This window comes from Neglectibacter sp. X4, assembly GCF_009917365.1.
Lineage (GTDB): Bacteria > Bacillota > Clostridia > Oscillospirales > Acutalibacteraceae > Acutalibacter.
The window spans coordinates 385,212-411,850 of record NZ_QWLE01000001.1 but is presented as its reverse complement, the minus strand read 5'-3'; the positions used below and the strand labels follow the sequence as shown (position 1 = coordinate 411,850).

Below are 26,639 nucleotides of genomic sequence, written 5' to 3'. Positions count from 1 at the left end.
TTGTTTCGTGGGTAGTCAATCATTCCGGCTGGAACGTGGGGCGGCTGGGGGCCCAGGGGCTTTACAACATCTGCACCCGCACCGGCTCCCCGCGCCCCGGCGACCTTGTTTTCTTCAAGGGAACCTACGACACCCCGGTGGGGACGGGATGATGCTGCACTGTGGCGACCCCATACAATACGCCAAAAATAATCCATATCTTGACTGAGGGTTTCAGACATTTCATCACTTCGTACTTGAGCATGAATGATGGGAAGATTAGTGTAAAATTTATCTAACAGAAAGTACATCAAATTATTTCTATATAAGAGATTGATGAAATCCCGATTTTGAAAACAAATCTCAAAAAAATTTTTGGTTATTGTATATGTATCTGTAGGAGCAATTCCTTTTATAGAGTTAAGATATTCGGTAGTAATGTCATCAATAACTAAACGTAAAACATCATCTTTACACTCAAAATGACGATAAAATGTTCGACGGTCAATCAATGCTTTTGAAGAAATCTCTCTAACAGTAATAAGGTGATACGCTTTTCTGTTCATTAGTTCTAACAGTGCATCAATAATCCATTTCTTTGACTGCATTGCTATTGGATTATTTGACATAGATAGTCCCCCCTGTCACACATTATATACCATTTGGATGGTCTATTCAAACGTGCAAAGGGCCAGTGCTTTCAAAGCACCAGCCCTTTTATCACGTTACTTTTCTTTCGAGTTCTGCCAGAGCGTATCCGCCATTCCTTGCCAGCAGGCCGCGTAGGAATCACACTTCTCACAAAGATGATCTACGGATTCCGGCGATTGCAGATCAGTGGATTTCGCCCCGGTGCGCTTCACCATATCCCGCAAAATTTCCGGGTTCTCCAGCATGGGACAGGGCCGCAGCATATTCTCATTAAACGGCTGGCCGTCATGGTAGGCCATAAAGAGGGGGCTTTTCAGCGCATCCAGCAGACTGCAATCGTGGATGTTCACATTGGAGTAGTGGATGAATACACACGGCTCCACATCGCCAGCGGCGTTGATATGCAGATAGTTCCGGCCCCCGGCGATACAGCCGCCCACATACTCGGCATCGTTCTGGAAGTCCATGCTGAAAATCGGTTTCGTTTCCCGGAAATGGCGCACCCGCTCATAGACTGCTTTCCTCTGCTCTGGCGAGGGCAGCAAAGCGGGGACGGCCTCGTTCCCCACTGGCATATAGTGGAAGAACCACACAAACATAGCCCCGGCCTCGATCATCATATCGAAGAAGGCTTCGCTGCTGATGTCCTCGTAGTTGGCGCTGGTATAACAGGTGGAAATGCCAAATGGGAGCTTATGCTCTTTCAGCAGCCGCATAGCGTTCTGTACCTTCTCATATACGCCTTGTCCACGCCGCCCATCGTTGGCCTGTTCAAAGCCTTCCAAGCTGATGGCCGGGACAAAATTCTTGACCCGCAGCATTTCCCGGCAAAACGCCTCGTCAATCAGCGTTCCATTGGTGAAGGAGAGAAATTCGCAGTCGGGGTGCATTTCGCACAGGGTAATCAGGTCTTTCTTCCGCACCATCGGTTCGCCGCCGGTGTAGATATACATATATGTACCCAGCTCTTTACCCTGGCGCACAATTTTGTCAATGGTTTTCAGGCTCAGGTTCAGCTTATGGCCGTACTCCGCCGCCCAACAGCCGGTACAGTGGAGGTTGCAGGCGGAAGTGGGGTCAAGCAAGATCGCCCACGGGACGTTGCAGCCCTCACGCTGCCGGATTTCCTCTTGCAGCGCACCTCCTTTGAGCGAGGCGTTGATAATAAAATTCTGAAAGAACGCCTTTCTGACACTTTCATCCAGTTGATAGGCTTTCAGCAGGAGCTGATACCAATTCCCCTTCTCGTCAATGGCTTTGCGGAACGCGGCCCTCTGGCTCTCGTACCAGCCGTCAGGCAGCACCTTGTCCATCAGGCCCATAGCCTTGGGAATATTCTGCTCCGGGTTCTGTTCCAGATAGTTGAGCGTAGTGGTAACAGCGGCAGAGAAAGCCGTGTTCTTAACCGCGCTAAGAATGTTCATTTTGTTCTATCTCCTAATTGTTTGCTTACTTATCCCAAATCACACGATCCCACAGCCACCATGCGGCAGCGCCAATAGCGGTGAGAATCGCCAGAGGGCATAACACTTTTTTCATAGCGGCCTCCTTATTTGTTCACGTTGGAGGTTGCAGGCATTTTGCGGAACTCTGAGAGCATCATGGCAATCGTGATAATGACCAGGATTGCATCTGTCAGAGCAATCGCCAGCCAGACGCCCCGGATACCCATACCGCCCACTATCGGCAGCAGTACGCACAGCGGGATGAACAGGATAATCTGCCGGAACAGCACCAGCCAAGTGGCTCTGTTGGCCTTGCCCAGCGACTGGAACAGCGTTACAGCGATCAGGAAGCTGCCTTGCAGAATGTAGGTGCTGAACATGATGCGGAAGTTGGTAGCTCCTGCTTCAGTGATACCCGGAGTTGTCAGGAACATAGACAGAATTTTATCCGGGAACAGTTCAACAGGGATATAGAATACCAGGGACAGCACCGTAGCGGCGGTGATGAATACACCTGTCAGCTTCTTTACCCGGTCATAGTCTTTTGCTCCGTAGTTTGTGCCAGCGGCGGGTTGGAATCCCTGGCTGATACCCCACAGCGGCACAAACGAGAAGTTCCAGAACCGCAGTGCCGCTCCCAAAAGAAGCTGGGAGGTTTCGCCGCCATAGACGGATGCCACGCGGTAGATCACCGTCTGCTGAACCAAGGTCAAAACCTGCATGAGCAGAGCGGAAATGCCCACGGCGAGGACTTGCGGCAACAGTGTCCCATCAATACGGATGCGCCCGATCTTTACATTGGGGCTTATCAGCCAGCTTTGCGATGGGGGCCTTGGAGCTGGTAGCTTCGTCTACCAGCCGGACGATCTGCGCCAGAGTGGTGTCATCCCCTACCTTAGTGGCTTGCATTTTGAAATAGCCGGTCTTATTGATAGTCGCACCAATTACCGTATCGCCAACGTGCTTCTCCACGGGGATGCTCTCGCCGGTCAGGGCGGATTCATCCACGGAGGAAAAGCCCTCCAGCACCACACCGTCCACAGGGACAGATTCACCGGCCTTGACAATCAGCGTTTCCCCCTGCTGTACCTGTTCCACGGGGATTTGCTGTTCTATGCCGTTCCGCTCCACAGTGGCCGTCTTGGGCGCAAGGTTCATCAGCTTGGTGATGGCATCCGAGGTCTTGCCCTTGGCGCGGGCCTCCAGAGTTTTGCCCAGCGTGATAAGGGTCAGGATCATCCCAGCGGATTCAAAGTACAAATCCATCATAAAGCTGTGTACCGTTTCCATATCGCCGTGACCGAAACCAATGCCGATCTTGAAAATGGCATAGATGCCGTAGACAATAGCCGCGCCGGAGCCGATGGCGATCAGCGAATCCATATTGGGCGAACCGTGGAACAGGGTCTTAAAGCCCATGCGGTAGTATTTCGCATTGACGAACACCACGGGAATGAGCAGCAGGAATTGGGTGAACGCAAAGGTGATGGCGTTCTCCATTCCCAGCAGACCGCTGGGTAGCGGCCACCCCATCATGTGGCCCATTGAGATGTAAAACAGGGGAATGGTGAAGATGGCGGACAGCAATAGTCGGCCCTTCATTTGTTTGTACTCCGCTTGGGCGGTGCTGACCGCTGGTTTACCAGCAGGGACAGAAGCGGCTGTTCGCTCGACAGCGGGCTTGTTCTGCCCAGCCTTGGGGATCGCTCCGTACCCAGCCTTTTCCACCGCCTGGATGATCTGCCCCGTGTCAAGTGCGGCTTCGTCATAGGATTCCACCATGCTGTTTTTCAGCAGATTGACAGACACCTCCTGGATGCCGGGGAGCTTGGCAACACTTTTTTCTACCCTGGCTGAACAAGCGGAGCAAGTCATGCCTGTGATGTCAAATTGCTCCTTACGCAAAATAATCCCTTCTTTCTTATGTTTTGTATCAATACCCATCCCCGGTAGGGGAATGGCATTGACCGAGGGCTATTATAAACGGTTTTCACCTCCGCTGTCCGCTCCATTGTGGAGCATTTTTTATCCAAATGGTTTTTGTTTTTCGGGAGAAATCCAATCAGGAGGTTTTGCGCTCCAAAGAGGAATATCGGGTCCAAAAGCATTGACTTTATGGGGGCTGATGGCTATACTGCAAAGCGAAACGATTAAACGGGTTTTTAATCGTTTGGCCATGTCTAACCAACCACAAACCACATATTTTAACAAAGAAAGGAACTCAACGCTATGAAAAAGACTATTAAGCTCATTGACCTGGACTGCGGCCACTGTGCCGACAAAATCCAGAACGCCGTCCAGAAGATCGACGGTGTGACCAGCGTGGCCGTCAACTTCCTGGGCCAGAAGATGGTGCTGGAGGCCCCGGACGAGAAGTTTGACGCTGTGCTGGCCGAGGCCACGGCGCTCATCAAGAAGATCGAGCCGGATGTGACGGTCAAGGCGTAACTATGCAAAAGCACCGGCTGCCGTTTGGTAGCCGGTGCTTTTGCAGGAAGGAGAGTATCAACATGACAAAAAAACAAAAGCATTTGCTGACCCGCATCATCGTGGCGGCGGTGTTGTTCGCCGCCGGTGGCCTGCTCCATCTGGAGGGCTGGGTGGAGCTGGGGGTCTACCTGGTCTGCTATGCGGTGATCGGCTGGGATATTGTCTGGAAAGCCATCACCAACATCCTGCATGGTCAAGTGTTTGACGAGAATTTCCTCATGACGATTGCCACCGTTGGAGCGCTGATTTTGGGCGAACACTCCGAGGGCGTGGCCGTTATGCTGTTCTATCAGGTGGGCGAGTGGTTCCAGTCCTATGCTGTTTCCAAGTCCCGCCGCTCCATCACCAGCCTGATGGATATTCGCCCGGACTACGCCAACATTGAGAAAGACGGCAAGCTGATCCAAGTAGACCCGGAGGACGTGAAGATCGGTGACACCATCATTGTAAAGCCCGGTGAACGTGTTCCGCTGGACGGCAAGATCATCAAGGGCAGCTCCACGCTGGACACTTCTGCTCTGACGGGAGAATCTATGCCCCGTGAGGTGGAGGCAGGCATGGAGGTTATCAGCGGGTGCATCAATCAGACCGGCATTTTAACCATCCAGACCACCAAGGAATTTGGAAAATCCACCGTAGCCAAAATTCTTGACCTTGTTGAGAACGCCAGCGACAAAAAGGGCCGCATGGAAAACTTCATCACCCGCTTTGCCCGGTACTATACGCCGGTGGTGGTATTCGCCGCCCTCGCTCTGGCAGTCCTGCCGCCGCTGGTAACGGGACAGGCGTTCAGTATTTGGATTTACCGGGCGCTGACCTTCCTGGTGATTTCCTGCCCCTGTGCGCTGGTGATCTCCATTCCGCTCAGTTTCTTCGGTGGCATCGGCGGCGCGTCCAAAATCGGCGTACTCGTCAAGGGCAGCAATTATCTGGAGGCACTGGCCTACACGGAAACCGTTGTGTTCGATAAGACCGGCACTTTGACAAAAGGCTCCTTTGCTGTCACAGAAATTCAAGCAAATGGCATAACGGACGAGGAACTTCTGGAACTGGCGGCGTATGCGGAGGACTACTCCAATCATCCGATCTCGCTGTCCATCCAAAAAGCCTATGGCAAGAAAATTGACAACAGCCGTATTACCGATGTGCAGGAAATCGCGGGGCATGGTGTCCAGGCGGTGATTGATGGTATGACGGTGCTGGCCGGAAATGCCAAGCTGATGGAGCGGGAGCATATTCCCTATACGGCCTCCAACGCTATTGGTACTGTGGTCTATGTGGCCTTTGATGGAAGATACGCAGGGTGTATTGTGATTGCGGATGAAATCAAGGCAGACGCGCCCGCTGCCATTAAGACGCTGAAAGCCGCCGGTATTCGCCAGACGGTCATGCTCACCGGCGATGCGGATGCAGTTGGGCAGGACGTGGCCCGCCGCCTGGGTCTGGATCGAGCCTACACCGAACTGCTCCCCGCCGACAAAGTAGACCGTGTGGAGGAACTGCTGGCACAGAAAAGCGATAAGGGGATGCTGGCCTTTGTGGGTGACGGTATCAATGATGCTCCTGTGCTGGCGCGGGCCGATGTGGGTATCGCTATGGGCGCTCTCGGCTCCGATGCGGCGATCGAGGCCGCTGATGTGGTACTGATGACGGATGAACCGTCCAAGATCGCCGCTATTATGCAGATCGCCCGTAAGACCATCCGCATTTCCAATGAGAACATCGTCTTTGCCCTGGGGGTCAAATTCCTGGTGCTGATCCTGGGGGCGGTGGGCCGCGCCAATATGTGGGCGGCGGTATTTGCGGACGTGGGCGTTTCGGTGATCGCCATTCTGAACGCCATTCGCGCCATGCGGGTCAAGCAGTTTGAAACTCCGGCGCAGGAGTAAAGCTATAACAGGAAATGCGCCGCACTTTCGTAAGCGCGGCGCATTTCTTCTATCAATCGGTAGGACAGGTGATCTCAAACAGTGCGTCAATGGTCCGGTGTAGCAGCTTCGCCTGGGTGGTGGCTGCCAAAGTGTAGTAGACCTCTTTTCCATCCCGGCGGCTTTCAATAATTCCGCCCTTTTTCAGAATCCGCAGGTGGTGGGATACGGCGGGGTCGCTCATTCCAACAGCGGCAGCGATGTTGCACACACATTCCTCGCTGTGGCACAACAGCCAGAGGATACGCAGGCGGGACGGGTCGCCAAGCTGCTGGAAAATAGCGGCGGTTGTCTGAAACCCGTCAGGAGGCGGCATCCGTTCCAGGACGCGCTCGATATTCTGCCCGTGATTGTGCGGAAGATGGTAGTGGGACATCCTATTACCTCCATTTCTGCCTCTATCATATCCTGTCCTTCCGTATCTGTCAAATGGTCGAAGATTGAGGATAGTCATGAACAAAGGAAATAATCGGTTTTGTAGCACTTAATCGCAGCTACTTGATTTTGCAGTGCTCTTTCATTATACTACAGACAAAGAAATGTCTCAAGTGTGGCATTTCCATTGAAGAGGAGTAGGGAATGAAAATATTAGTGTTATACTTTTCTGGTGTAGGTTCAACGAGAAAAGTCGCAGAGCTTATCGGTAGCCTTGTGGGTATGTCCCGTAGCGCCGTCCAACGGCACAGGAAGAAAACACTGGACGAACTGCGGAACAAATTGACGGCGTTGATGCCAAAGGGAGGTTGAGCGCGGATGATGAACCCCAGCTACAAGGGCCGGGCGCTTCTCCCCATGCCGGTGATCGAAGCCGCCCGCACCGGGGATGCCGAGGCCGTGGAACGTGTCTTGCGGTACTACTAGGGCTACATAAACAAGCTCTGTACCCGGACGCTCTATGACGAGTACGGCTATCCTTATATCTGTCTGGACGAGTGGATGAAGCACCACCTGGAAAATAAGCTCATTCAGGCTATCGTCGGTTTAGGCTGACGGCAACCGGCCCGGCAGGGCAGGCGGAACATCTTACCCTTTCCATGTTCCCCCGCCTCCGGCCCGGCTCTGCACCTTGACAAAGAAAGCCCGCAAGATAACGGCGGCGCAGTATAGGGCACATCGGGTACGTCCTTTTTGCGCCGAGCCAGACAGCGGGTGCGCCATGACGCTTTTCCCCTACGGGGAAAAGTCAAGCGACCAACACCGCGCCGGGGAGCAAGTGTAGCGGCTTGCGGGCGACGACACGCATTGAGGGGAGACAAGCCTTTATAGCCATAGTCCGAGCGTTAGAAGCGTCGCAGGCATTGGGTAAAGCTGCCTTAACGGGCAGGGGTGAAATTCCCGCGAGGCTGTGCTGCCAGCCGCCCGATGAAAGCCTTTTTCTTCATAACGTACAAGCCGGAGCGCATATTTTATTGTATGCTGACCGGAAAGGGGAATGAAGATGATTAGCCAATTACAGCTTCGAGAAATGAGAAGCGTAGATATAACACAGGTTGACCGCAGCACTTTGGCAGATATTCGCAACATTCACATCGACCCTGCGATGCCAACCACAGAAAAGATGCAGAACTACCTTGAACAAATCGTAAATCCGTATTGTTTTCTTTGCGGCGATACGCCTGTCAAAATCCGCTTTGTATCTGAAAGCAAAACCTTAAAGCAATCCTTATGCGATTACTTTTTAAGCCTTAAATGAAGTGCCAACTTTCCCGTTGTAAGCAGACACGCAAAAGGGGCCAAAATCCGCCACAGAGTATACCAGTCCTTCAATAAGGGGATTCACAGCGCTGCGGCGCTGTGGCACCTCATAAAAGCGGTTAAATATAAGGATATTCCACCGCTTTTATGAGGTTTCGATTAACTATTCTGTGAAATTGTAGTTTTTTGACTGGTATCCCTTAACTGGCGAGAATTGGCTCAGTTGGCGGAAAATGGTCCAGCTAGCGTGGCGAAAATTGGTATACTTTTATTGTCTGTTTACACCCGTTGCCATTTTTGACAAAATCCTTGTGATTATGGGGAGAAAATGGTATAATAGACCTATAATTATAGGGGGAAAGGAGGTATCATGCCCCGCACGCGCAAAAACAGAACGGCACGTGCCAGCGCAGAGCCGTTTTGGAAAATCGGGCTTTATATTCGCCTCTCCAAAGAGGACGACAACGAGGACGACAGCGAGAGCATTATCAATCAGGAAAAAATACTGCGGGACTTTGTAGATGGTTACTTTGAGCCGGGAAACTATGTGATTGTAGATGTGTTTGCCGATGACGGACTGACAGGCACAGATACAGCGCGTCCAGACTTCAAGCGGCTTGAGGGCTGTATCGTTCGCAAGGAAGTAAACTGCATGATTATCAAGTCACTTGCACGCGGTTTCCGCAACCTTGCAGATCAGCAAAAGTTTCTTGAGGAATTTATTCCAATCAACGGTGCAAGGTTTATCTGCACAGGCACACCATTCATCGACACCTACGCAAACCCACATTCTGCAAGCGGCCTTGAAGTGCCGATCAGGGGAATGTTCAACGAGCAGTTTGCCGCCACCACTTCCGAAGAAATCCGAAAGACGTTCAAAATGAAGCGGGAGCGCGGCGAGTTTATCGGAGCATTTGCCACATACGGCTACAAGAAAGACCCCAACGATAAAAACAGCCTTTTGATAGATGAAGAAGCGGCGGAAGTCGTAAGAAGCATTTACCACTGGTTTGTGAATGAGGGGTACAGCAAAATGGGGATTGCAAAAAGGCTGAATAACATGGGAGAGCCGAACCCCGAAGCCTACAAAAAGAAAAAGGGGTTAAAGTATAACAATCCCAATTCCAGCAAAAACGACGGTCTATGGTCTGCCAGCACGGTTGCAAGGATATTGCAGAATGAGATTTATACCGGCGTGATGGTGCAGGGACGGCATCGCATCATCAGCTACAAAGTACACAAGCAAATCGCTGTTCCCGAAGATGAATGGTTTGTTGTCCCAAATACCCACGAAGCAATCATTGACAGGGAAACCTTTGAAAAAGCACAAACCCTGCACAAGCGCGACACAAGGACAGCGCCGGGCAAGCAGGATGTCTATATTTTGTCTGGCTTTGTCCGCTGCGCTGACTGTAAAAAGGCGATGCGGCGAAAAACCGCCCGCAATTTGGCTTACTATGCTTGCCGCACGTTTACTGACAAAAAGACTTGCAGTAAACATTCTATCCGGCAGGACAAGCTGGAAGAAGCGGTTTTAGCTGCCCTGCAAGTGCAGATCGCATTGGTAGACGAACTGTCGGAAGAAATCGAGCGGATAAACAACGCGCCTGTTATCAACCGGGAAAACAAGCGATTGACCCTTGCGTTGAAGCAGGCAGAGAAACAGCTAAAGCAATATCATGACGCTTCCGACAGCTTGTACCTTGATTGGAAAAGCGGCGATATTACCAAAGAGGAATACCGCCGCTTAAAAGGCAAGATTGCCGAGCAGACCGCCCAGCTTGAACAAAACATTTCTTATCTAAAAGAGGAAATGCAAGTGATGGCTGACGGCATCGACACCGACGACCCCTATCTTACTGCTTTTCTAAAGCACAAGAATATCCAAACCCTTAATCGCGGTATCGTGGTGGAATTGGTCAATATGGTTTGGGTACATGAAAATGGGGAAATAACGGTGGACTTCAATTTTGCCGACGAGTATCAACGCATACTTGATTACATTGAGAACAATCACAACATTCTTACGGTGATAGAGCGAAAGCCCGCGATATAGCAGGCTTAACGCCCCATCTCCGAGCAAGAGTTATTGTTGTGCATAAATAAGCGGCGCAGTTGGCCCTACGGGAGCTACAGGCTTAGACGGAGCCACAGGCCCCACAGGCCCGGTAGGGCCAACAGGCGCTGCGGGAGCCACCGGGCCAGCCGGCCCCACAGGGGCTACAGGCTTAGATGGAGCCACAGGCCCTACAGGCCCGGTAGGGCCAACAGGCGCTACGGGAGCCACCGGGCCAGCCGGCCCCACAGGCACCGCAGGACTTACGCCCGTTTTAACAATCGGCACAGTAACCACAGGCGCGCCGGGTACGGCCGCTGCCGCCACCATTACAGGCACTGCCCCCAATTTCGTGCTGAACCTTACCCTTCCCAGAGGCGCTACCGGCCCCACAGGCCCTAACGAAGCGTAACCAGCCGGAAATGGCAGGGAAGCCCCTATGCCCAGGGCATGGGGGCTTTCCCCATTTGAGAGGAGGAACATATGGGAACTGTCAGCTTATGCATGATTGTCAGGGACGAGGAGGACGTATTAGGGCGCTGCCTGGACTCCGTAAAAGATTTGGTAGATGAAATCATCATTGTGGACACAGGCTCCCATGACAGGACAAAGGAAATTGCCCGGCAGTATACGGAAAAAATCTTCGACTTCCCCTGGATAGACGATTTTTCCGCTGCCAGGAATTTTTCCTTTGATAAGGCCTCCTGCGCTTACTGTATGTGGCTGGACGCAGATGACATCCTGCTGCAGGAGGACAGGGAGCGTTTCAAAGAGCTGAAAGAGGAGCTGGCCCCAGAGGTGGAAGTGGTGATGATGCCCTATCATGTGGGATTTGACGAGACAGGCCAGCTCACCTTTTCCTATTACCGGGAGCGGCTTGTAAAAAACTACCGGGGGATGCGCTGGAAAGGCCCTGTCCACGAGGTTATCGAAACCCGGGGCCACCGGGTATATGCCGATTGCGCTGTCACCCACTGGAAGCTGCACCCTTCCGATCCGGACAGGAACCTGCGCATTTTCCAGGGCATGCTGGCAAAAGGGGAAAGCCTGGAGCCGCGGCAGCAGTTTTACTATGGGCGGGAGCTTTACTACCACCAGGAATACGCCCAGGCCTTGGCAGTTTTTGAAAGCTTTCTGTCCCAGGGTCAGGGCTGGGTGGAAAACCAAATTGACGCCTGCCGCCACTGCGCCCGCTGCTTATATGGGCTTTGCCGGGCGGAGGAAGCCCTGCTGGCATTTTTCAGAAGCTTTTCCTATGATGTGCCCCGGGCAGAGATCTGCTGTGACATTGGCCAGCATTTCCTGGACAGGGAACAGTGGCGGCAGGCGGCCTATTGGTACAGGCAGGCCCTGCGGTGCGAACGGCAGGACGATAAGGGCGGCTTTGTGCTGCCAGATGCCTATGGCTATGAGCCATACCTGGGGCTGTGCCTTTGCAGCAGCAGGCTGGGGAACGAACAGGAAGCGGAGGCCTATAACGAGCTGGCAGCGGCCTGTAAGCCAGATTCTCCGGCAATTGCCTATAACCGGGCTTATTTTGCCTCTCTCAAAAAGACCTGACAGAAATAAGCACCCGCCTGCAGAGCAGGCAGGTGCTTATTCTTGTATACTTAGGCGCAAAGGTAAGATAGGGAAGCTCAGGAGTAGCATAAAGAAGAAAAAATAAGTTTTTAGAGGAGGGCACCTATGCAAATGTCAGACTGTACCAACGTGACGTGACACGCGGCTAGTATCATAGGGCTACGCCTGCATAAGAAAATACCCCCGACTCCGCCGGGGGTATTTCTTGCGCCTTTCATGCCATGGCCTTCTGGAGCGCCGCCAGTACGGTGTCAAAGTCTGCCTCAGTGACCAGGAGGGAAATCTCCACCTCCGAGGTGGTAATCAGCCGGATGTCAGCGTTTGTGCCGGTAATGGCCCCGAACACCTGGGCCGCAATGCCAGGGGTATTTTTCATGGCGGGATCGTACACAGAGATTTTGTGGTTCACGCTGCTGACAATGACGTTTACATTTGTTTCCCGCTTGAGCTGGGTGGTAAAAGCCAGGATGTCGATAAGGTCGCTGTCGGAAATGGTGAAGGAAAGCCCGGTAAAAGCGCCGTGGGTGGGAGCCATGGAAATCATGTCGATGTTAATGTTATACCGGGAAATGGCCTCGAAAATGTGGGAGATGGAATCTACATTGGCAGGAAAACCCGCTAATGTAACCAGGGTGATGTTGTCGGTGGTGCTGATAACGGTGGAACTGCTCATAGTCTGCCTTCCTTTCCTGCCCGTCTGTCAGAGCAGATCGGACATGCTGTAAAGCCCCGGGGCCTTGCCGTTCATGAAAACCGCCGCGTTAATGGCCCCGGAAGCGAAAAGCTCCTTGGACTGGGCGGAGTGGGACAGGGTGATAACCTCGTGCTGCCCGGAGAAAATTACCTGGTGCTCCCCCACAATGGTGCCGCCCCGCACAGAGTGCAGGCCAATCTCGCTTTTCTCCCGCTTTTTCCGCTGGGAGTGCCTGTCGTACACATATTTCATGGCGTTTTCCCGTTCCCCGTTTATGGCGTCCGCCAGCATGAGAGCGGTGCCGCTGGGAGCGTCGATTTTCTGGTTGTGGTGCATCTCCAGGATTTCTATGTCAAAGGAGCTGCCCAGTACCCCGGCGGCTTTCTTGGAAAGCTCGATGAGCAGGTTTATGCCCAGGGACATGTTCCGGGAATAGAAGATGGGCATAGTTTCCGCCGCTTCCGCAATGGAGGCGGCCTGCTCCGGGGAATAGCCTGTGGTACACAGCACAGCGGCTGTGCCCGGATGGGCCTTGCAGTATGCCAAAATGGCGGACAGGGCGGAGGGGTGGGAGAAGTCGATGATAACATCCGCAGGCTCCGGTACTTCCCCGATTTCCGTATACACAGGGAAGCCGGTCTGGGGCGCGCCGGTAATATCCACCCCGGCGGTTATCTTGCAGTCCTCCCGCTCTCGGGCAAAATTCTGTACGGCAGCACCCATTTTCCCGCCGCAACCGCACAACAGCAGTCTTGTCATTTCCGATGGCTCCTTTCCTTTTCACGTCTGGACTGGCTTACAGCAGGCTGTGCTTTTGCAGCAGGGCTGCAAGCTTCTGCCGCTTTTCCTCCGGCATGGTGGTCAGGGGCATGCGGCAATGGTTGGTGGAGATTTTCCCCATCTGGAACAGGGCCTCCTTAATGGGGATGGGGTTCACGTCCATAAAGAAACCGTCCATCAAATCCAGGTATTCCACCTGAAGCTTCCTTGCCTCCTCCAGGTTTTCCTGGAGCATAGCGGCGGTTAAATCGTGCATCTGCCGGGGCAGTGCGTTAGAGAATACGGAAATAACCCCCTTGCCGCCTAAAGCCATTATGGGCAGGGTCTGGTTATCCTCCCCGGAGTATACGGCCAGCTTATCCCCGCACAAAGCTAGGGTACGGGCGACGGAGGCGGTGTCACCGTTTGCCTCTTTTACGGCAACGATGTAGGGGTTATCCGCCAGCTCCTGATAGGTTTCAGGCTGGATATTGCAGCCTGTGCGGCTGGGCACGTTGTAGAGCACGCAGGGCATCTGCACAGAATCGGCAATGAAGCGGAAGCTTTCGATAAGCCCTTTCTGGGAGGTCTTGTTGTAATAAGGGGTTACCAGCAGCAGGCCGTCGGCTCCCAGCTTTTTGGCTTCCAGGGAAAGCTCCACGCAGAATTTGGTGTCATTGCTGCCAGTGCCCGCAATGACGGGCACCCGGCCCTTCACCTTTTCTATGATAAAGCCCACTGTCTGCAAATGTTCTTCCGCGCTCATGGTGGCGGCTTCCCCGGTGGTGCCGCAGGCGATAATGGAATCAATGCCGTTTTCTATCTGAAATTCAACAAGCCGCTCCAATTCCTCCCAGTAGATTTCGCCGCAGGGGGTAAAGGGGGTGATAAGCGCCGTACCGGCGCCGGTGAACAGCAACTCTTTTGTCATAGGTATCCCTCCGAAAAATCAGTCAAATCGCCATGCGATACAGGATACGCACAAAAAGCTGTGAAAACGCGGCCTTTTGTGCCCGGTACCGTTTCCTTCTTCTGTGTTTTCAGTCACAGTAGCCCAGCTTGCACAAAAGCTCTGCCATCAGCAGGCCGCCTCCGGCAGCGCCTCGCAGGGTGTTGTGGGAGAGGCAGACAAACTTATAGTCATACTGGGTGTCGGGCCGCAGCCGCCCGGCAGAGATGGCCATGCCGCCTTCTATATCCCTGTCCAGCTTGGGCTGGGGCCTGTCGTTTTCCTCGAAGTAATGAATGAACTGTTTGGGGGCGCTGGGCAGCTCCAGCTCCTGAGCGGGGCCTCGGAAGCTTTTCCAGCGCTCAATAATTTCCTCCACGCTTGCTTTTTTCTCCAGGGAGAAGAACACCGCTGCCATGTGCCCGTCGGACACAGGCACCCGCAGGCACTGGGAGGTGATGGAAGGAGAGCAGGCGTTTACAATGACGCCGTTTTCCACATGGCCCCAGATTTTCAAAGGCTCCTGTTCAGACTTTTCCTCCTCGCCGCCGATATAGGGAATGACGTTATCCAAAATCTGCGGCATGGTTTCAAAGGTTTTGCCAGCGCCTGAAATGGCCTGGTAGGTGCAGGCCAGCACCTTTGTCACGCCTAAGTCCATAAGGGGATGGATGGCGGGCACATAGCTTTGCAGGGAGCAGTTGCACTTGACGGCGATAAAGCCCCGCTTGGTGCCCAAGCGCTTTCTCTGGTGCTCGATGACCTTGTGGTGCTCTGCGTTTAATTCCGGGATAATCATGGGTACATCCGGCGTGCCTCGGTGCTGCTTGTTGTTGGAGATAACCGGGCACTCCTTTTTGGCATAGGCCTCTTCCAGGGCCATAATGTCCTCGGATTTCATGTTCACCGCGCAGAACACAAAATCCACCAAAGAGACAACCTTGTCTATATCCTTCTCCGCGTCATATACGGGCAGTTCTGCCATGGCAGGGGGGATGGGGGCCTCCATGGCCCAGCGGCCCTCCAAGGCCTCCTGATACGTTTTCCCGGCAGAGCGGGCGCTGGCTGCCAGGGCCGTAACCTTAAACCAGGGGTGGTTTTCTAAAATGGTGGCAAAGCGCTGGCCCACCATGCCAGTGCATCCGATAATGCCTACGCGATACTGTTTCATGTTCCAAGTTCCTTTCTTTAGTGGGAGTATGTTTCGTGTTCTGCTTAATTCCTTAGAAGCTGTACCGATAGGAGTGGTACAAATATTTTCGAGAAAATTTTGTGGGCTTCAAGGCGGAAACCGCAAGACATGCTGTGGCATGTCGAGGATTTCCAACACAGAAACCTGCAAAATTTGCCGGGAAGATTTGTGCTATGCCCTATTGGTACGGCTTCTTAGCCTTTCTTCCACCCGGCCGACCTTTCTGGCCCGCTGGGCTTTCACTTCCTCTTCCACGCGGAAATAAAGCTTCATCTGGTTCAGCATAATTTCCACATCGGCTATCTCTTCTGCAATATCGTCTGTGGTGCGCCTGCCCCGCTTATGCTTGCACAGGGCATCCTGTAGCTCTGCCATCTCTTCCAGCAGGCAGAGGATCTGGGCATCCCCGCCCCAGGTGTCCAGGGCCTTTTGAAAGACAGCATGCTCTTCCTCCGTCATAGCCATTCTCCTTTTCCCTCTTTTTACACTGGCAAGTTCTGCGGGAAGAATCAAAAAAACCGGTTGAAAACCGGCTGCCAATCTCCTATAATAGAAATGCTGCGGCACAGGGCCGCCTGGTTAAGTAAATAGCACTCCATCATACTTGATGACAGTCGCAAAGCTGTTGGCCGCTGCGACCAGGGTCAACTTGCCGGATATCCCCTTCGGCAGCTTACCCTTTCACAAGACTTCTATGGTTCTGGCAACCTCGATCCCGCTACTTTTGAAAGCCGCGCCTCTATTCGTTCTCTATAATACCTTAGTTTTGCGCCATTGTCAATTTTTTCGGCCGGGATATTCTATGAAAATTTTACAGGACTGGTGAACGCCATGCAGGAACATACTTTACAGACCCGCGATTTTTACTATGATTTGCCCCAGGAGCTGATTGCCCAAAAGCCGGTGGAACCCCGGGACTCTTCCCGGCTGATGACCCTTGACAAGGAAACAGGGGAGATAACCCATCGCCATTTCCGGGATATTGCAGACTTGCTGCGTCCCGGCGACTGCCTAGTTTTAAACGACTCCCGGGTGCTGCCCGCCCGCATTTACGGGGTGAAAGAGGGGACAGGCGCCCATGTGGAGTTCCTTTTGCTGGAAAACAAGGGAGATGATGTCTGGGAGGCCCTGGCAAAGCCCGGCAAGCGGGCAAAAAAGGGCAGCCGCTTTACCTTTGGGGACGGGCTGCTCCAGTGCGAGGTTACAGACGTGCTGGAGGATGGGAACAGGCTTATCCGCTTTATCTATGACGGTGTGTTTTTTCAACTGCTGGACAAGATAGGCCAAATGCCTTTGCCCCCTTATATTAAGGAAAAGCTGGAGGATAAGGAGCGGTATCAGACTGTGTATTCCCAAGAGGCAGGCTCTGCCGCCGCCCCCACGGCAGGCCTGCATTTCACGCCGGAGCTGCTGGAGAAAATTAAAGAAAAGGGGGTGGAACTGGGGTTTGTGACGCTCCATGTGGGACTGGGCACCTTCCGCCCGGTAAGCGCGGAGAGAATCACCGACCACAAAATGCACGCCGAGCATTATTACATGCCCCAGTCCACAGCCGACATGATAAATGCCACCAAAGAGCGGGGGGGCAGGGTGATAGCTGTGGGTACTACAAGCTGCCGCACCATAGAGTCTGTGGCCCGGCGGGAGGGGCGCTTTAAAGAAAGCCAGGGCTGGACGGATATTTTTATCTATCCGGGTTACCAGTTCAAGGGCCTGGACGGGCTTATTACAAACTTCCACCTGCCGGAAAGCACCCTCATTATGCTGGTATCTGCTTTAGCGGGCAGGGAACATGTGCTGCGGGCCTATGAGGCGGCAGTGCGGGAACAGTACAGGTTTTTCAGTTTTGGGGATGCGATGTTTATTGGAGACCTGAAGTGAATATCGTCAGCGAGACGCTGAAAAGCCCAGAAGCCAAGCGGTTTCTGGGCTTTTCTAAGACATTCTGCTTAAAAGGGATTATATCTGTGTATATCCGCGCCCTACTAATGCCGTTCAGGACACTGGCGGCTCATAGGAAAGTTGAATATAGAAAAGATATAGCAAACTTTGCCGGAACCCAGCTTTGGAGCGGCCCCAAAGGCTTTTAAAGCAGCCGGGTGTTGTTGATGATAAGCTCGAACTGCAGGCCCAGGGTTCTTGCGGCCTTGCGGCACAGCACCATGCGCTCCAGGAAAATTTCAAAGTATTCCATAACGGGGCATATTTCCGTGTCTATCACAATATTAAATGTACAGACCTTCTGCTCCGGGTCAATTTCAAGCCGCATGTCCTCCACTGCGTAATTCACCCGGTCATGGATGTCCGCCGCCAGCACTGCATCCTTGCGCACCCGGGTGCGGCGCACATCGCTTTTGTCCGAAAGGATAAGGGCTGCTGCCAGGGGGTTAACCGGGTAAGCCGTCTTTTCGTCATGGTGCCCGATGGCGGAGCACACCATGGCGATTTCCTCCGGAGGCATCTGCAGTTTGTTTAAAAGGGTGAAGGCCATCAGCGCGCCGCTGTGGGCATGATCCGCCCGATTCACCGTGTTGCCGATGTCATGCATGTACCCGGCAATCGCCGCCAGTTCGCAGGTGCGGGCAGGGTATCCCAAAGATTCCAAAATGCGCTGGGCATAATGGCTGCTGCGCTTGGCATGGGCAAGGCCGTGTTCCGTAAAGCCGATAGAGCCTAAGCAGTTGTTGCCGCTTTCAATATAGCAGCGCACCTCCGGGTTTTTAAAAATATCTTCGGGGGAGAGGGCTTGGTAATCCGCCATATGCTGACCGCCTTTCTGTAGCTTTTTATTCCGCTGTGAGCATTCTGTACATGGCCTCCAGGCAGATCTGGGCATGAAGCTTCAAGCTGTCCAGCTTCACCCGCTCGTTTACATCGTGGGCATGGCTGTTAGGATCTTCCTTGAAGGCGGGGCCGAAAGCAACGCCCTTGCCAAACATCTGCCGGGCATAGGTGCCGCCGCCCATGGAAAAGATTTCACACTCTTCGCCGGTCACGTCCTCATACGCGCCGGAAAGCAGGGTGACAAGCTGGCTTTCCTTAGGCAGGTACAGGGGGACAGAGTTGGAAAGCAGGGTATAGGCCAGGCCCTCATAGGGCTGCACAGCCTTTTCCAGGGTGGCGGAAATCTCCTGCCCGTCTAAAGTAGCAGGGTAGCGGATATCCACCGTCAGGCTGCAGGAGTTTTCATCCACGTTTACCAAGCCCAGGTTAAAGGTGAGGGGGCCGCTGGGCTCGTCGCTGAGCTTTACGCCCATAGGCTCGCCGTCGTGGTGCAGGCCGATTTTTTCATAGGCAAAGCGAAAGAAAACGCCGGCTTTTTCCCCGAACACCTCATAGAGGAGCTTCACCAGATGGGAAGCCGCGTTCACGCCGTTCCAGGGGGTGGAGGCGTGGGCCGCCTGCCCAATGGACAAAATGGAAGCGCCGCCCTCTGCGGGGGTGATTTCAAATTCTGTTCCAGCCTTTTGGGCGGCTTCCCGCAGCTTCTCCAGTTCTTCAGCCGTGCAGGCGATTTCACACTGGGCCTTGGCGGGCACCGCGTTCACCACAGTGCCGGAGGCAAAGCTTTTCACCACCTGGGAATCATTCTTCCCGGTTACCGTGAAATTGATGCCGCCCTTTTCGCAGTGGCAGATGCCGTATTCCGCGTCGGGGGTAAAGCCCATGTCCGGCTTCTGCTCTTTGGAGAAGTAATAGGGCATGTCGCCCATGCCGATTTCCTCGGCAGAGCCGAAAATAACCCGCAGCTTCCGGTTGCCCTTCACCCCCGCGTCCTTTAAGGCGCGCAGGCAGTGCAGGGCGATAATGCCAGCCCCCTTGTTGTCGGACACACCCCGGCCATAGGCCATGCCGTCCTTGATAACCATGGTGTAGGGGTCGGTGTCCCAGTTTTCCGGATCCCCTGCGGGCACCACGTCCATGTGGGACATCACCACAGCGTTGCCTTCCCCCTCGCCATACTCGGCGTGGGCGGCATAGTAATCCACGTTTTTGGCCTGCAGGCCATAGCCCTGGGCCATTTCCACAACAGTGTCCAGCACCCGGGCGCAGTCGTCCCCAAAGGGATGGGGGCCTTCTGTGGGCTTTGCCACAGAGGGGATGGCTACAACCTTAGCTAAGTCCTGGAGGATATCGTCCCAGTATTCGAGAATTTTTTCACCAAACATACGCGATTTCCTTTCTTTTGTAAAGGGATATAGGAACACTCTATACGATAAACTTTTTTGCCGGCAAAGTCAAGCCCAGCGGGAAAAAGGAGGGGCTTTTTTATGATAAACTACATTTGGTTCGGCATGATTGCCGCCAGCGTCCTCTGCGCCCTGTGTACCGGCAGGCTGGGGGAGCTGTCCGCTGCTGTAATGGAAGGGGCCCAAGGGGCGGTAGAGCTTTCCATTTCCCTTTTAGGCAGCATGTGCGCCTGGCTGGGCTTTTTGAAAATCGCGGAAAAGAGCGGGCTTACCAATCTCCTGGCAGAGGCCTTTTCCCCTGTAATCAACTGGCTTTTCCCGGAATACAAAGGGGACAGGGAAATTAAGGGGAAAATCTGCATGAACATTTCCGCCAATTTCCTGGGCCTTGGCAACGCCGCCACCCCCTTGGGGATAGCCGCCATGCAGGCTATGCAGGAAAAGAACCCCCGCGGGGATATGCCCACAAAGGGAATGGTGCTCTTTGTGGTGATGAACACAGCTTCCCTGCAGCTTCTGCCCATTAACATGGCTGCCATGCGGGGCGCCTGCGGCAGCGCGCAGCCCTTCGGCATCCTGCCGGAGATCTGGATCACCTCTCTGGGGGCGCTGCTCGCGGCCCTGCTGTTCTGCAAAATAATGGAGGGAAAAAGCTGCTTGTAAACACAAGAAAGGGGGAGAGGGGCATGGAAAAAATCGGCGCGGCGGCCCTGCCTGTGATACTGGGCTTCATCCTGCTGTATGGCTTCTTCAAAAACATTGACGTATTCGACTCCTTTGTACAGGGGGCAAAGGAGGGGGTACACACCACCTTAGGGCTGCTGCCCACCCTTATCGGGCTGATTCTCGCTGTAACCATGATGCGCCAGTCCGGCCTGCTGGAACTGCTGTGCGGCCTTATGGCGCCTTTAGCCCAGGCTGCCCACATTGACCCGGAGCTGCTGCCCCTGGCCCTTTTGCGGCCTGTTTCCGGCAGCGGATCCTCAGCTTATGCCCTGTCCCTGCTCCAGCAGTTTGGCCCGGACAGCGAAACCGGCAGGATAGCCTCTGTGCTGACAGCCTCCACAGAAACCACCTTTTACGCCATCACCGTATACTTTGGCGCCTGCGGCTGCAAAAAGCTTTCCTATTCGGTGCCTGCCGGACTTTTGGGGGATACAGCCGCCCTGGCGCTTTCCATTATTTCCGTAAAGATTTTTGGATAGATTTTCTTGCAGTATCCCGGCTTCTGTGATAAAATGGCTATAACAAGCCGCAGGAAAGGCCGGACAGGCCCGCCGCAGCCAGGCGGGCTTTTTTTCTGCCGCTTTTACGGGATATGGCTGAGGAAAAGTGAAAAAGGAAAGGAAGGCGCGGGACGGGTTCCGCGCGGTGGTGGGGTGCGTATGACAAGACGGGAAGCAAGGGAGCAGGCGTTCTGCCTGCTGTTTGAACAGGCAACAGGAGGGGAGAGCATGAACGACATCCTCCACGCCGCCACGGAGGCCCGGGATCTGATTCCCGATCCCTTTGCGGAGGAGGTGGCCCTGGGGGCGGAGCGCCAGGGGGAAAAGATTGACAAGGTGATTAGCGAAAACATCCGGGGCTGGAGCCTGCGCAGGCTTTCCAAGGTAACCTTGGCGCTGCTGCGGCTTTCGGTATACGAGCTGCTTTTTGCCCAGGACATCCCTGCCAGCGTTTCCATTAACGAAGCGGTGGAATTGGCAAAAACCTACGGCGGGAAAGATGACGCGCCCTATATCAACGGGGTGCTGGCGTCTGTTGCGCGCCAGCACAGAAAGGAAGAGTTCCCTAACCCCCGGAAAGAGCCGCAAGGGGAAGCGGAAAAGTAGAGCAAAAGCTGTGCCGGCTTATTGGCATGGCTTTTAAAAGGAAAGGAGGAGGCTGGTGCGCTGCTTAGGGATAGATACAAGCAATTATACCACCTCCGCCGCTGTTTTTGCGGGGGAGGTGCTGGAAAACCGCCGCATGCTGCTGCCGGTGAAGCCCGGGGAAAAGGGCCTGCGGCAAAGCGATGCGGTGTTTCACCATGTGCGGCAGCTTCCCCAGGTGCTGGCCCCCATCCTGGAGAGGGGGGAGGCTATGGACGCGGTGGGGGTTTCCGTGTCCCCCCGCGGCGCGGAAGGCTCTTACATGCCCTGCTTTTTAGTGGGAAAGGGGTTTGCCCAGGCTTTAGCCGGGGCCTGGTGCGTGCCTATAGAATATTTTTCCCACCAGCAGGGGCATATTGCGGCGGCGCTCTATTCGGCGGGAAAGCTTGACCTGCTCAGAAAGCCCTTTTTGGCCTTCCACGTCTCCGGGGGCACCACAGAGGCCCTTCTGGTGGCTCCTGACAGGGACGGAATGCCAAACGCGGTTTTAGCCGCCCGGTCCCTTGACCTCAAGGCCGGACAGGCAGTGGACAGGGTAGGCGTTATGCTGGGGCTTCCCTTCCCCTGTGGGCCGGAACTGGAAAAGCTGGCCCTCAGATGGACGGACAAGGTATCTGTGCGCCCTGCCATGAAGGGCGCGGACTGCTCTCTTTCCGGGATTGAAAATAAAAGCGCCGCCATGGTGCGGGAGGGCCGGGAGCCAGCGGAGACAGCCCGGTTCTGCATAGAATCCATTGGGGCGGCTTTAGACAAAATGTGCGAAGCCCTATTGGGGGAGCATGGCCCCCTCCCTGTGCTGTTCGCAGGGGGCGTGTGCTCCAATAGCATTTTGCGGGACAGGCTTTCCCAAAAATACGGGGCATGGTTTGCCGCGCCGGAGTTTTCTTCAGACAATGGGGCAGGGGCGGCCATACTGGCCTATAAAAAGAGGGCGGGCTTATGAGCGGCGTGCTGACAGTTTCCCAGGTGAATTTCTTCCTTAAATCCCTCATAGAAGGAGACGGGCGGCTTTCCGATATCCTTGTCAGCGGGGAAATCTCCAATTTTACAGACCACTATAAATCAGGGCACCTGTATTTTTCCCTAAAGGACGAAAAGTCTGTGATAAAGGCTGTGATGTTCGCAGGGGCGGCCCGGCGGCTGCGCTTCCGGCCCCAAAACGGCATGAAGGTGATTGTCCGGGGCAGGGTGTCGGTGTATGAGCCAAGCGGGCAGTACCAGCTTTATGGGGAGGACATGCAGCCCGACGGCATGGGGGCCTTAAGCCTTGCCTATGAGCAGCTAAAGGAGCGCCTGACTGCGGAGGGGCTGTTTGACAGGGAGCATAAGCGGCCCCTGCCTGCCTATCCGGAGAGAATCGGGGTGGTCACCTCTCCCAGCGGGGCGGCAGTGCGGGATATTTTGCAGGTAACTGCCCGGCGGTGGCCTTTGGCGGAGATTGTATTTTGCCCGGTGCTGGTGCAGGGGGAGGGCGCTCCCGCCCAGTTAAGAGCCGCCATAGAGGCATTGAACCGGAGGCGGGCCTGCGATGTTATCATCATAGGCCGGGGCGGCGGCTCTTTGGAGGATTTGTGGGCCTTTAACGATGAGGCACTGGCCCGGGCCGTTTATGCCTCCGCCATCCCGGTGGTGTCTGCCGTAGGCCATGAGACAGATTTTACCATCTGCGATTTTGCCGCCGACCTGCGCGCCCCCACCCCCAGCGCGGCAGCAGAGCTGTGTACCCCGGACTGCCTGGAAGAAATGGAAAGGATGAGGTCTTTCCACCGGTATTTCCTGGAGGAGTCGAAGAGCTTTGTAGATTCCCTGCGGCAAAGCGTGGACATCCTCACGAGGGATTCCCCTCTGCAAAGCCCCGCGGCCTATGTGCAGGCCTGCCGGGAAAGGCTTGCGGGGCTTACAAAGGCCCTGGCAGGGATGCAGCAAAGGCGGCTGGACAAAAGCAGGGGAGAGCTTTCCGCCCTTGCCGGCAGGCTGGACGCTTTAAGCCCTCTGCGGGTGCTGTCCCGGGGATATGCCCTGGTGCGCGATGAAAAGGGGCAGGCTGTAACAGACGTGGGCGCCCTGCGCCCGGGCCAGCAGGTGGCAATCCGGGGGGCAGAGGCCTCTGCCCTGGCGGAAATCCTTAAAGTGGACGCGGTGTGAAAAAACGAAAGAAAGGAACGATACCGGGCGCAAAGCGCTGCTTTTTCATGGCTTTTTGTGCGTATCCTGTATCGCGCGGCGATTAAAATCCCCAAAAACTGGGAATGATGCTGTGTGAAAACGCAGAGGAAGGGAGTGGTTTTGGTTGGCGGGAAAGGCAAAGCTGAAGTTTGAAGAAGCCATGATGCGGCTTCAGGAAATTGTTAAAAGGCTTGAAAGCGGGGAGGAACCCTTGGAAGGGGCCATGAAGCTTTTTGAAGAAGGGGCAAAGCTTTCCGCCCAGTGCTATGAAGCACTGGACAAGGCAGAGCAGAAGGTGTCCCAGCTTGCGAAACTGGAGGGCGAAGCGGATGGCTGATAAAATGGAACTGTACCGGGAGCAGATTGAGAAGGCCCTGACCCAGGCCATCCCGGCCCCGGCGGAAGGAGACGGCAGAAGCCTTGTGCGGGAGGCCATGGCCTACAGCCTTTTGTGCGGCGGCAAGCGGGTGCGGCCTGTGCTCACCCTGGCTTTTTGCGAGCTGTGCGGGGGAGAGCCTTCCATGGCCCTGCCCTTTGCCTGCGCTGTGGAGATGGTTCACACCTATTCCCTCATCCATGACGACATGCCCTGCATGGACGATGATGCCATGCGCCGGGGCAGGCCCGCCAACCACAAGGCTTATGGGGAGGCCATGGCCCTGCTGGCAGGGGACGGCCTTTTAACCCTGGCTTTTGAAACAGCCCTTTCCTTTGCTGGAGAGGCAAAGGCGGCGCTGGAGGGAGCACGGCTTCTTGCCAGGCGGGCGGGACATGAGGGCATGGTGGGAGGACAGTGCATTGACCTGCGGTCTGAGGGCCGGGAGGTGACGGTGCCCCTTCTGCAGGCTATGGATGACGGGAAAACCGTGGCGCTGATTGACGCTGCCTGCGGCATGGGCTGCATTGCCGCAGGGGCGGGAAAGGAGGCCCTGCAGGCTGCCAGGCGGTATGCTTATGGCCTGGGCATGGCCTTCCAGCTTCGGGATGATATTTTGGACGTGGAGGGCAGCGCGGACAAGCTGGGAAAGGATACAGGCATGGATGCTGCCCGCAGCAAGCAGAATTACGTCTCCCTCCTGGGGGTGGAAGAGGCCAAGCGCCTGGTAAATGAGTACACCCGGGAAGCGGTGGAAGCCCTGAAGGCTTTTCCAGGGGAGAAGGATTTCCTGGAAAGCCTTGCCCTGTCCCTTGCCGCCAGGGAAAATTGACACGCCGCCTTTCCTATGCTGTGCCTTTAGAGTGGGAGGGGGCGGCTGTAAAGGACTTTGCCAAAAAGCGGCTGGGGTTTTCTGCCCATGTGCTGGCACAGCAGAAGCGGGCAGAGGGGGGAATCCTCTTAAACGGCGTGCCTGTTTTCACCACGGCCCTGCTGAAAGCAGGGGATATGCTGTCCTTTTGCCTGCCCCTTCCAGAGGGGACGTACCCGCCTGAAAGGCTTCCTTTCTCCGTCCTCTTTGAAACGGAGGATTTCCTGGTGGTTCATAAGCCTGCCGGAATGCCGGTGCATCCTTCCCCAGGGCATGACAGGGACAGCCTTTTAAACGGCGCGGCCTATTATTATCAGGCTAAGGGCGCTCTGTGCCCGCTGCTCTGCCCCCTATACCGGCTGGACAGGGACACCAGCGGCGCTATCGCCCTGGGGAAACACACCCTGGCTGTGTCTGGGACGGCGCTGGAAAAAACGTATTTTGCCCTGTGCCAGGGAACCCTTTCCGGGCGGGGCACCATAGACGTGCCCATCGGCCTGGAAGAGGGGAGCAAAATCAAGCGCCAGTGCGGCAGCGGCCAGCGGGCGGTTACCCACTGGGAGGCCCTGGAAAGCGGGGGAGGCCACACCCTGCTGGCTGTGCGGCTGGAAACCGGGCGCACCCATCAGATCCGGGCGCATTTTTCTTATATGGGGTATCCATTGGCAGGGGACGATCTCTATGGCGGCAGCCATGCCCTAATAGGCCGGCAGGCGCTGCACTGCGGGGTTCTGCACATGAAAAGTGTGGCCCTTGATATGGACAGAACCTTTGCCGCAGGGTTCCCGCCAGACATGAAAGAAGCCTTTCCCTGGCTGCCAGAGGTGGGAGGCATCATAAAATCAGAAAAGGGGCGATGCAAATGCCAGCCAGCCTGACCCATTATACTTTTGCGAAAACCGTCTTGGAAGGCCTGCCGGAAGCCGGCGGGCTTGTAGAGCCTGCCTATTTCTGGGGCGCCCAAGGCCCGGATTTTCTCTTCTGCCACCATTACCTGCGCTTTGTAGGGATTGGGAAGGAAAAGGAGGGGTTAAAGGAATATGGGAACCTGCTGCACAGCACCCGGCCTTCCCTGACCCTGTCCGCTATGCGGAACTTTCTGGAAAAACACCCGGAGCCAGCCTATGCTTCTTATGTCCAGGGATTTTTGTGCCACTACGCCCTGGATTCCACCGCCCACCCCTATGTAAACGCCCTGGCAGGGGAGCTGGCTGCCCAGCGCCCCCATGAAACGCCTTCTTCCATGCATGGGGAGATAGAGTCGGCACTGGATGCCATTGTCCTGCGGCGGGAAACCGGAAAGCTGCCCTCAGAGGTAAAGCTTAAAAACCTGTTCCCTAAAAACGAAGGAATACAGCGGCGCGTTGCCAAGCTGTACCATGCAGTGCTGCTGGAGGTATACAACCAGGAGATTCCGGAGGAGGAGCTGCTGCAGGCCACCCGGGATACCCGGTTTGTCTTTGCCGCCATTACCGACCGCACAGGCCTGAAGCACCGCCTTTTCAGCCTGCTGGAGCGGGGCAGGCCCCATGTGATAACCTCCCACATCGTGCCCCTCACCGAAGGGAATGAGGTGGATTACGCCAACGTGCAGGAAAGCCCTTGGGGCGGGGAAGGCCGCACAGAAAGCTTTTTCTCCCTGTACGAACAGGCTGTACAGCTTGCCCGGCGGCTGATACAGGATTTCCCGTCCTGCGACCTTGCCGCCATAACCGGGGAAAAGCCCTTCGGATAAACAGGATACTG

At 54.9% G+C, this 26,639-nt stretch carries 28 protein-coding genes, 4 pseudogenes and 1 riboswitch; of the genes and pseudogenes, 20 read left to right on the top strand and 12 right to left on the bottom strand.

Annotated elements, in window-relative coordinates:
• Nucleotides 1–208 (top strand): annotated as a pseudogene (locus tag D1841_RS18935) (NlpC/P60 family protein); the annotation flags it as partial.
• A 286-nt stretch (nucleotides 209–494) separates the two neighbouring features.
• On the opposite strand, the pseudogene D1841_RS18930 reads toward D1841_RS18935, so the two are convergent.
• The 4 genes and pseudogenes from D1841_RS18930 to D1841_RS02060 all read right to left on the bottom strand — a co-directional run.
• A pseudogene (locus D1841_RS18930) lies at nucleotides 495–545 on the bottom strand (hypothetical protein); the annotation flags it as partial.
• Between the two features lie 159 nt (nucleotides 546–704).
• Nucleotides 705–2,054: a radical SAM protein gene (locus tag D1841_RS02070; RefSeq protein WP_160641473.1), complete on the bottom strand. Its 1,350-nt coding sequence runs from the start codon at nucleotides 2,052–2,054 to the stop codon at nucleotides 705–707.
• A 125-nt stretch (nucleotides 2,055–2,179) separates the two neighbouring features.
• The gene (locus tag D1841_RS02065; protein WP_371721286.1) at nucleotides 2,180–2,797 is read right to left on the bottom strand and encodes an MATE family efflux transporter; all 618 of its coding nucleotides are present in this window, start codon (nucleotides 2,795–2,797) and stop codon (nucleotides 2,180–2,182) included.
• Nucleotides 2,798–2,879: 82 nt separating this feature from the next.
• Nucleotides 2,880–4,019: pseudogene (locus D1841_RS02060) on the bottom strand (heavy metal translocating P-type ATPase); the annotation flags it as partial.
• Between the two features lie 19 nt (nucleotides 4,020–4,038).
• Between D1841_RS02060 and D1841_RS02055 the strand changes: the two are divergent.
• The 3 genes from D1841_RS02055 to D1841_RS02045 all read left to right on the top strand — a co-directional run bounded on the left by D1841_RS02055 (nucleotide 4,039) and on the right by D1841_RS02045 (nucleotide 6,454).
• Nucleotides 4,039–4,308 carry a hypothetical protein gene (locus D1841_RS02055; protein ID WP_166554214.1) on the top strand — a complete coding sequence of 90 codons (270 nt, stop codon included), beginning with the start codon at nucleotides 4,039–4,041 and terminating at the stop codon, nucleotides 4,306–4,308.
• A complete protein-coding gene (locus D1841_RS02050) occupies nucleotides 4,305–4,523 on the top strand; it encodes a heavy-metal-associated domain-containing protein (RefSeq protein WP_160641472.1) in 219 nt (72 codons plus the stop codon). The genes D1841_RS02055 and D1841_RS02050 overlap by 4 nt, the downstream gene beginning before the upstream one ends.
• A 62-nt stretch (nucleotides 4,524–4,585) precedes the next feature.
• Nucleotides 4,586–6,454, top strand: coding sequence for a heavy metal translocating P-type ATPase (locus tag D1841_RS02045; protein WP_160641471.1), 1,869 nt, complete (start codon nucleotides 4,586–4,588; stop codon nucleotides 6,452–6,454).
• Between the two features lie 52 nt (nucleotides 6,455–6,506).
• On the opposite strand, the gene D1841_RS02040 is transcribed toward D1841_RS02045, so the two are convergent.
• Nucleotides 6,507–6,869: a helix-turn-helix transcriptional regulator gene (locus D1841_RS02040; protein WP_160641470.1), complete on the bottom strand. Its 363-nt coding sequence runs from the start codon at nucleotides 6,867–6,869 to the stop codon at nucleotides 6,507–6,509.
• Nucleotides 6,870–7,132: 263 nt separating this feature from the next.
• Between D1841_RS02040 and D1841_RS18925 the strand changes: the two are divergent.
• From D1841_RS18925 to D1841_RS02010, 5 genes and pseudogenes are all read left to right on the top strand, one after another.
• Nucleotides 7,133–7,240 (top strand): annotated as a pseudogene (locus tag D1841_RS18925) (sigma-70 family RNA polymerase sigma factor); the annotation flags it as partial.
• A gap of 120 nt (nucleotides 7,241–7,360) precedes the next feature.
• Nucleotides 7,361–7,483 (top strand): helix-turn-helix domain-containing protein, encoded by a 123-nt coding sequence (locus D1841_RS19690; RefSeq protein ID WP_371721284.1) that lies wholly within the window; start codon nucleotides 7,361–7,363, stop codon nucleotides 7,481–7,483.
• A 448-nt stretch (nucleotides 7,484–7,931) separates the two neighbouring features.
• Complete coding sequence (locus D1841_RS02025) at nucleotides 7,932–8,186, top strand: DUF6870 family protein (RefSeq protein ID WP_160641469.1); 255 nt, start codon at nucleotides 7,932–7,934, stop codon at nucleotides 8,184–8,186.
• Nucleotides 8,187–8,558: 372 nt separating this feature from the next.
• On the top strand, nucleotides 8,559–10,244 hold the full coding sequence (locus D1841_RS02020; RefSeq protein ID WP_160641468.1) for a recombinase family protein: 1,686 nt from the start codon (nucleotides 8,559–8,561) through the stop codon (nucleotides 10,242–10,244).
• Nucleotides 10,245–10,727: 483 nt separating this feature from the next.
• Nucleotides 10,728–11,804, top strand: coding sequence for a glycosyltransferase family 2 protein (locus D1841_RS02010; protein WP_160641467.1), 1,077 nt, complete (start codon nucleotides 10,728–10,730; stop codon nucleotides 11,802–11,804).
• 235 nt (nucleotides 11,805–12,039) lie between these two features.
• Here the strand turns inward: D1841_RS02010 and D1841_RS02005 are convergent, their stop codons facing one another.
• The 5 genes from D1841_RS02005 to D1841_RS01985 all read right to left on the bottom strand — a co-directional run bounded on the left by D1841_RS02005 (nucleotide 12,040) and on the right by D1841_RS01985 (nucleotide 15,878).
• Nucleotides 12,040–12,498 (bottom strand): ACT domain-containing protein, encoded by a 459-nt coding sequence (locus D1841_RS02005; RefSeq protein ID WP_160641466.1) that lies wholly within the window; start codon nucleotides 12,496–12,498, stop codon nucleotides 12,040–12,042.
• A 27-nt stretch (nucleotides 12,499–12,525) separates the two neighbouring features.
• Entirely contained in the window at nucleotides 12,526–13,278 is a 753-nt protein-coding gene (gene dapB / locus D1841_RS02000) for a 4-hydroxy-tetrahydrodipicolinate reductase (RefSeq protein ID WP_160641465.1), read from the bottom strand.
• Nucleotides 13,279–13,315: 37 nt separating this feature from the next.
• The gene (gene dapA / locus D1841_RS01995) at nucleotides 13,316–14,209 is read right to left on the bottom strand and encodes a 4-hydroxy-tetrahydrodipicolinate synthase (protein WP_160641464.1); all 894 of its coding nucleotides are present in this window, start codon (nucleotides 14,207–14,209) and stop codon (nucleotides 13,316–13,318) included.
• Nucleotides 14,210–14,318: 109 nt separating this feature from the next.
• Entirely contained in the window at nucleotides 14,319–15,398 is a 1,080-nt protein-coding gene (gene asd, locus D1841_RS01990) for an aspartate-semialdehyde dehydrogenase (protein ID WP_160641463.1), read from the bottom strand.
• 192 nt (nucleotides 15,399–15,590) lie between these two features.
• Nucleotides 15,591–15,878 (bottom strand): hypothetical protein, encoded by a 288-nt coding sequence (locus tag D1841_RS01985; protein ID WP_160641462.1) that lies wholly within the window; start codon nucleotides 15,876–15,878, stop codon nucleotides 15,591–15,593.
• A 121-nt stretch (nucleotides 15,879–15,999) separates the two neighbouring features.
• A riboswitch (Lysine riboswitch) is annotated at nucleotides 16,000–16,169 on the bottom strand.
• An 81-nt stretch (nucleotides 16,170–16,250) separates the two neighbouring features.
• Here D1841_RS01985 and queA point away from each other — a divergent pair.
• Both queA and D1841_RS01975 read left to right on the top strand, forming a co-directional pair.
• Complete coding sequence (queA, locus tag D1841_RS01980; RefSeq protein WP_160641461.1) at nucleotides 16,251–17,300, top strand: tRNA preQ1(34) S-adenosylmethionine ribosyltransferase-isomerase QueA; 1,050 nt, start codon at nucleotides 16,251–16,253, stop codon at nucleotides 17,298–17,300.
• The gene (locus tag D1841_RS01975) at nucleotides 17,297–17,509 is read left to right on the top strand and encodes a hypothetical protein (RefSeq protein ID WP_160641460.1); all 213 of its coding nucleotides are present in this window, start codon (nucleotides 17,297–17,299) and stop codon (nucleotides 17,507–17,509) included. Before queA ends, D1841_RS01975 begins: the two co-directional genes overlap by 4 nt.
• Here D1841_RS01975 and D1841_RS01970 read toward each other — a convergent pair.
• Together D1841_RS01970 and D1841_RS01965 are read right to left on the bottom strand one after the other, a co-directional pair.
• Nucleotides 17,506–18,180: an HD domain-containing protein gene (locus tag D1841_RS01970; RefSeq protein WP_160641459.1), complete on the bottom strand. Its 675-nt coding sequence runs from the start codon at nucleotides 18,178–18,180 to the stop codon at nucleotides 17,506–17,508. The genes D1841_RS01975 and D1841_RS01970 overlap by 4 nt on opposite strands.
• Before the next feature lie 25 nt (nucleotides 18,181–18,205).
• Nucleotides 18,206–19,588: a Sapep family Mn(2+)-dependent dipeptidase gene (locus tag D1841_RS01965; RefSeq protein ID WP_160641458.1), complete on the bottom strand. Its 1,383-nt coding sequence runs from the start codon at nucleotides 19,586–19,588 to the stop codon at nucleotides 18,206–18,208.
• Nucleotides 19,589–19,690: 102 nt separating this feature from the next.
• Here D1841_RS01965 and D1841_RS01960 point away from each other — a divergent pair, with 102 nt between their 5' ends.
• The 9 genes from D1841_RS01960 (at nucleotide 19,691) to D1841_RS01920 (ending at nucleotide 26,628) form a co-directional block, all read left to right on the top strand.
• Nucleotides 19,691–20,272, top strand: a complete 582-nt coding sequence (locus D1841_RS01960; RefSeq protein ID WP_160641457.1) for a nucleoside recognition domain-containing protein — start codon at nucleotides 19,691–19,693, stop codon at nucleotides 20,270–20,272.
• Nucleotides 20,273–20,295: 23 nt separating this feature from the next.
• A complete protein-coding gene (locus D1841_RS01955) occupies nucleotides 20,296–20,814 on the top strand; it encodes a spore maturation protein (protein ID WP_160641456.1) in 519 nt (172 codons plus the stop codon).
• Nucleotides 20,815–20,994: 180 nt separating this feature from the next.
• Nucleotides 20,995–21,441: a transcription antitermination factor NusB gene (nusB, locus tag D1841_RS01950; RefSeq protein WP_160641455.1), complete on the top strand. Its 447-nt coding sequence runs from the start codon at nucleotides 20,995–20,997 to the stop codon at nucleotides 21,439–21,441.
• A 55-nt stretch (nucleotides 21,442–21,496) separates the two neighbouring features.
• The gene (locus tag D1841_RS01945; protein WP_347563922.1) at nucleotides 21,497–22,423 is read left to right on the top strand and encodes a peptidase M22; all 927 of its coding nucleotides are present in this window, start codon (nucleotides 21,497–21,499) and stop codon (nucleotides 22,421–22,423) included.
• Nucleotides 22,420–23,625: an exodeoxyribonuclease VII large subunit gene (gene xseA / locus D1841_RS01940; RefSeq protein WP_160641454.1), complete on the top strand. Its 1,206-nt coding sequence runs from the start codon at nucleotides 22,420–22,422 to the stop codon at nucleotides 23,623–23,625. Before D1841_RS01945 ends, xseA begins: the two co-directional genes overlap by 4 nt.
• A 145-nt stretch (nucleotides 23,626–23,770) precedes the next feature.
• A complete protein-coding gene (locus D1841_RS01935) occupies nucleotides 23,771–23,983 on the top strand; it encodes an exodeoxyribonuclease VII small subunit (RefSeq protein ID WP_201751168.1) in 213 nt (70 codons plus the stop codon).
• On the top strand, nucleotides 23,976–24,854 hold the full coding sequence (locus D1841_RS01930; RefSeq protein ID WP_160641453.1) for a polyprenyl synthetase family protein: 879 nt from the start codon (nucleotides 23,976–23,978) through the stop codon (nucleotides 24,852–24,854). The genes D1841_RS01935 and D1841_RS01930 overlap by 8 nt, the downstream gene beginning before the upstream one ends.
• Nucleotides 24,851–25,771, top strand: a complete 921-nt coding sequence (locus D1841_RS01925; RefSeq protein WP_160641452.1) for an RluA family pseudouridine synthase — start codon at nucleotides 24,851–24,853, stop codon at nucleotides 25,769–25,771. The genes D1841_RS01930 and D1841_RS01925 overlap by 4 nt, the downstream gene beginning before the upstream one ends.
• Complete coding sequence (locus D1841_RS01920) at nucleotides 25,756–26,628, top strand: zinc dependent phospholipase C family protein (RefSeq protein WP_160641451.1); 873 nt, start codon at nucleotides 25,756–25,758, stop codon at nucleotides 26,626–26,628. The genes D1841_RS01925 and D1841_RS01920 overlap by 16 nt, the downstream gene beginning before the upstream one ends.
• The last annotated feature ends 11 nt before the right edge of the window (nucleotides 26,629–26,639 follow it).

Coding starts and splice junctions, on each gene's coding strand:
- D1841_RS02070 (WP_160641473.1), bottom strand. CDS start 2,054: ATGAACATTCTTAGCGCGGTTAAGAACACGGCTTTCTCTGCCGCTGTT.
- D1841_RS02065 (WP_371721286.1), bottom strand. CDS start 2,797: ATGCAGGTTTTGACCTTGGTTCAGCAGACGGTGATCTACCGCGTGGCA.
- D1841_RS02050 (WP_160641472.1), top strand. CDS start 4,305: ATGAAAAAGACTATTAAGCTCATTGACCTGGACTGCGGCCACTGTGCC.
- D1841_RS02045 (WP_160641471.1), top strand. CDS start 4,586: ATGACAAAAAAACAAAAGCATTTGCTGACCCGCATCATCGTGGCGGCG.
- D1841_RS02040 (WP_160641470.1), bottom strand. CDS start 6,869: ATGTCCCACTACCATCTTCCGCACAATCACGGGCAGAATATCGAGCGC.
- D1841_RS02025 (WP_160641469.1), top strand. CDS start 7,932: ATGATTAGCCAATTACAGCTTCGAGAAATGAGAAGCGTAGATATAACA.
- D1841_RS02020 (WP_160641468.1), top strand. CDS start 8,559: ATGCCCCGCACGCGCAAAAACAGAACGGCACGTGCCAGCGCAGAGCCG.
- D1841_RS02010 (WP_160641467.1), top strand. CDS start 10,728: ATGGGAACTGTCAGCTTATGCATGATTGTCAGGGACGAGGAGGACGTA.
- D1841_RS02005 (WP_160641466.1), bottom strand. CDS start 12,498: ATGAGCAGTTCCACCGTTATCAGCACCACCGACAACATCACCCTGGTT.
- dapB (WP_160641465.1), bottom strand. CDS start 13,278: ATGACAAGACTGCTGTTGTGCGGTTGCGGCGGGAAAATGGGTGCTGCC.
- dapA (WP_160641464.1), bottom strand. CDS start 14,209: ATGACAAAAGAGTTGCTGTTCACCGGCGCCGGTACGGCGCTTATCACC.
- asd (WP_160641463.1), bottom strand. CDS start 15,398: ATGAAACAGTATCGCGTAGGCATTATCGGATGCACTGGCATGGTGGGC.
- D1841_RS01985 (WP_160641462.1), bottom strand. CDS start 15,878: ATGACGGAGGAAGAGCATGCTGTCTTTCAAAAGGCCCTGGACACCTGG.
- queA (WP_160641461.1), top strand. CDS start 16,251: ATGCAGGAACATACTTTACAGACCCGCGATTTTTACTATGATTTGCCC.
- D1841_RS01970 (WP_160641459.1), bottom strand. CDS start 18,180: ATGGCGGATTACCAAGCCCTCTCCCCCGAAGATATTTTTAAAAACCCG.
- D1841_RS01965 (WP_160641458.1), bottom strand. CDS start 19,588: ATGTTTGGTGAAAAAATTCTCGAATACTGGGACGATATCCTCCAGGAC.
- D1841_RS01960 (WP_160641457.1), top strand. CDS start 19,691: ATGATAAACTACATTTGGTTCGGCATGATTGCCGCCAGCGTCCTCTGC.
- D1841_RS01955 (WP_160641456.1), top strand. CDS start 20,296: ATGGAAAAAATCGGCGCGGCGGCCCTGCCTGTGATACTGGGCTTCATC.
- nusB (WP_160641455.1), top strand. CDS start 20,995: ATGACAAGACGGGAAGCAAGGGAGCAGGCGTTCTGCCTGCTGTTTGAA.
- xseA (WP_160641454.1), top strand. CDS start 22,420: ATGAGCGGCGTGCTGACAGTTTCCCAGGTGAATTTCTTCCTTAAATCC.
- D1841_RS01930 (WP_160641453.1), top strand. CDS start 23,976: ATGGCTGATAAAATGGAACTGTACCGGGAGCAGATTGAGAAGGCCCTG.
- D1841_RS01920 (WP_160641451.1), top strand. CDS start 25,756: ATGCCAGCCAGCCTGACCCATTATACTTTTGCGAAAACCGTCTTGGAA.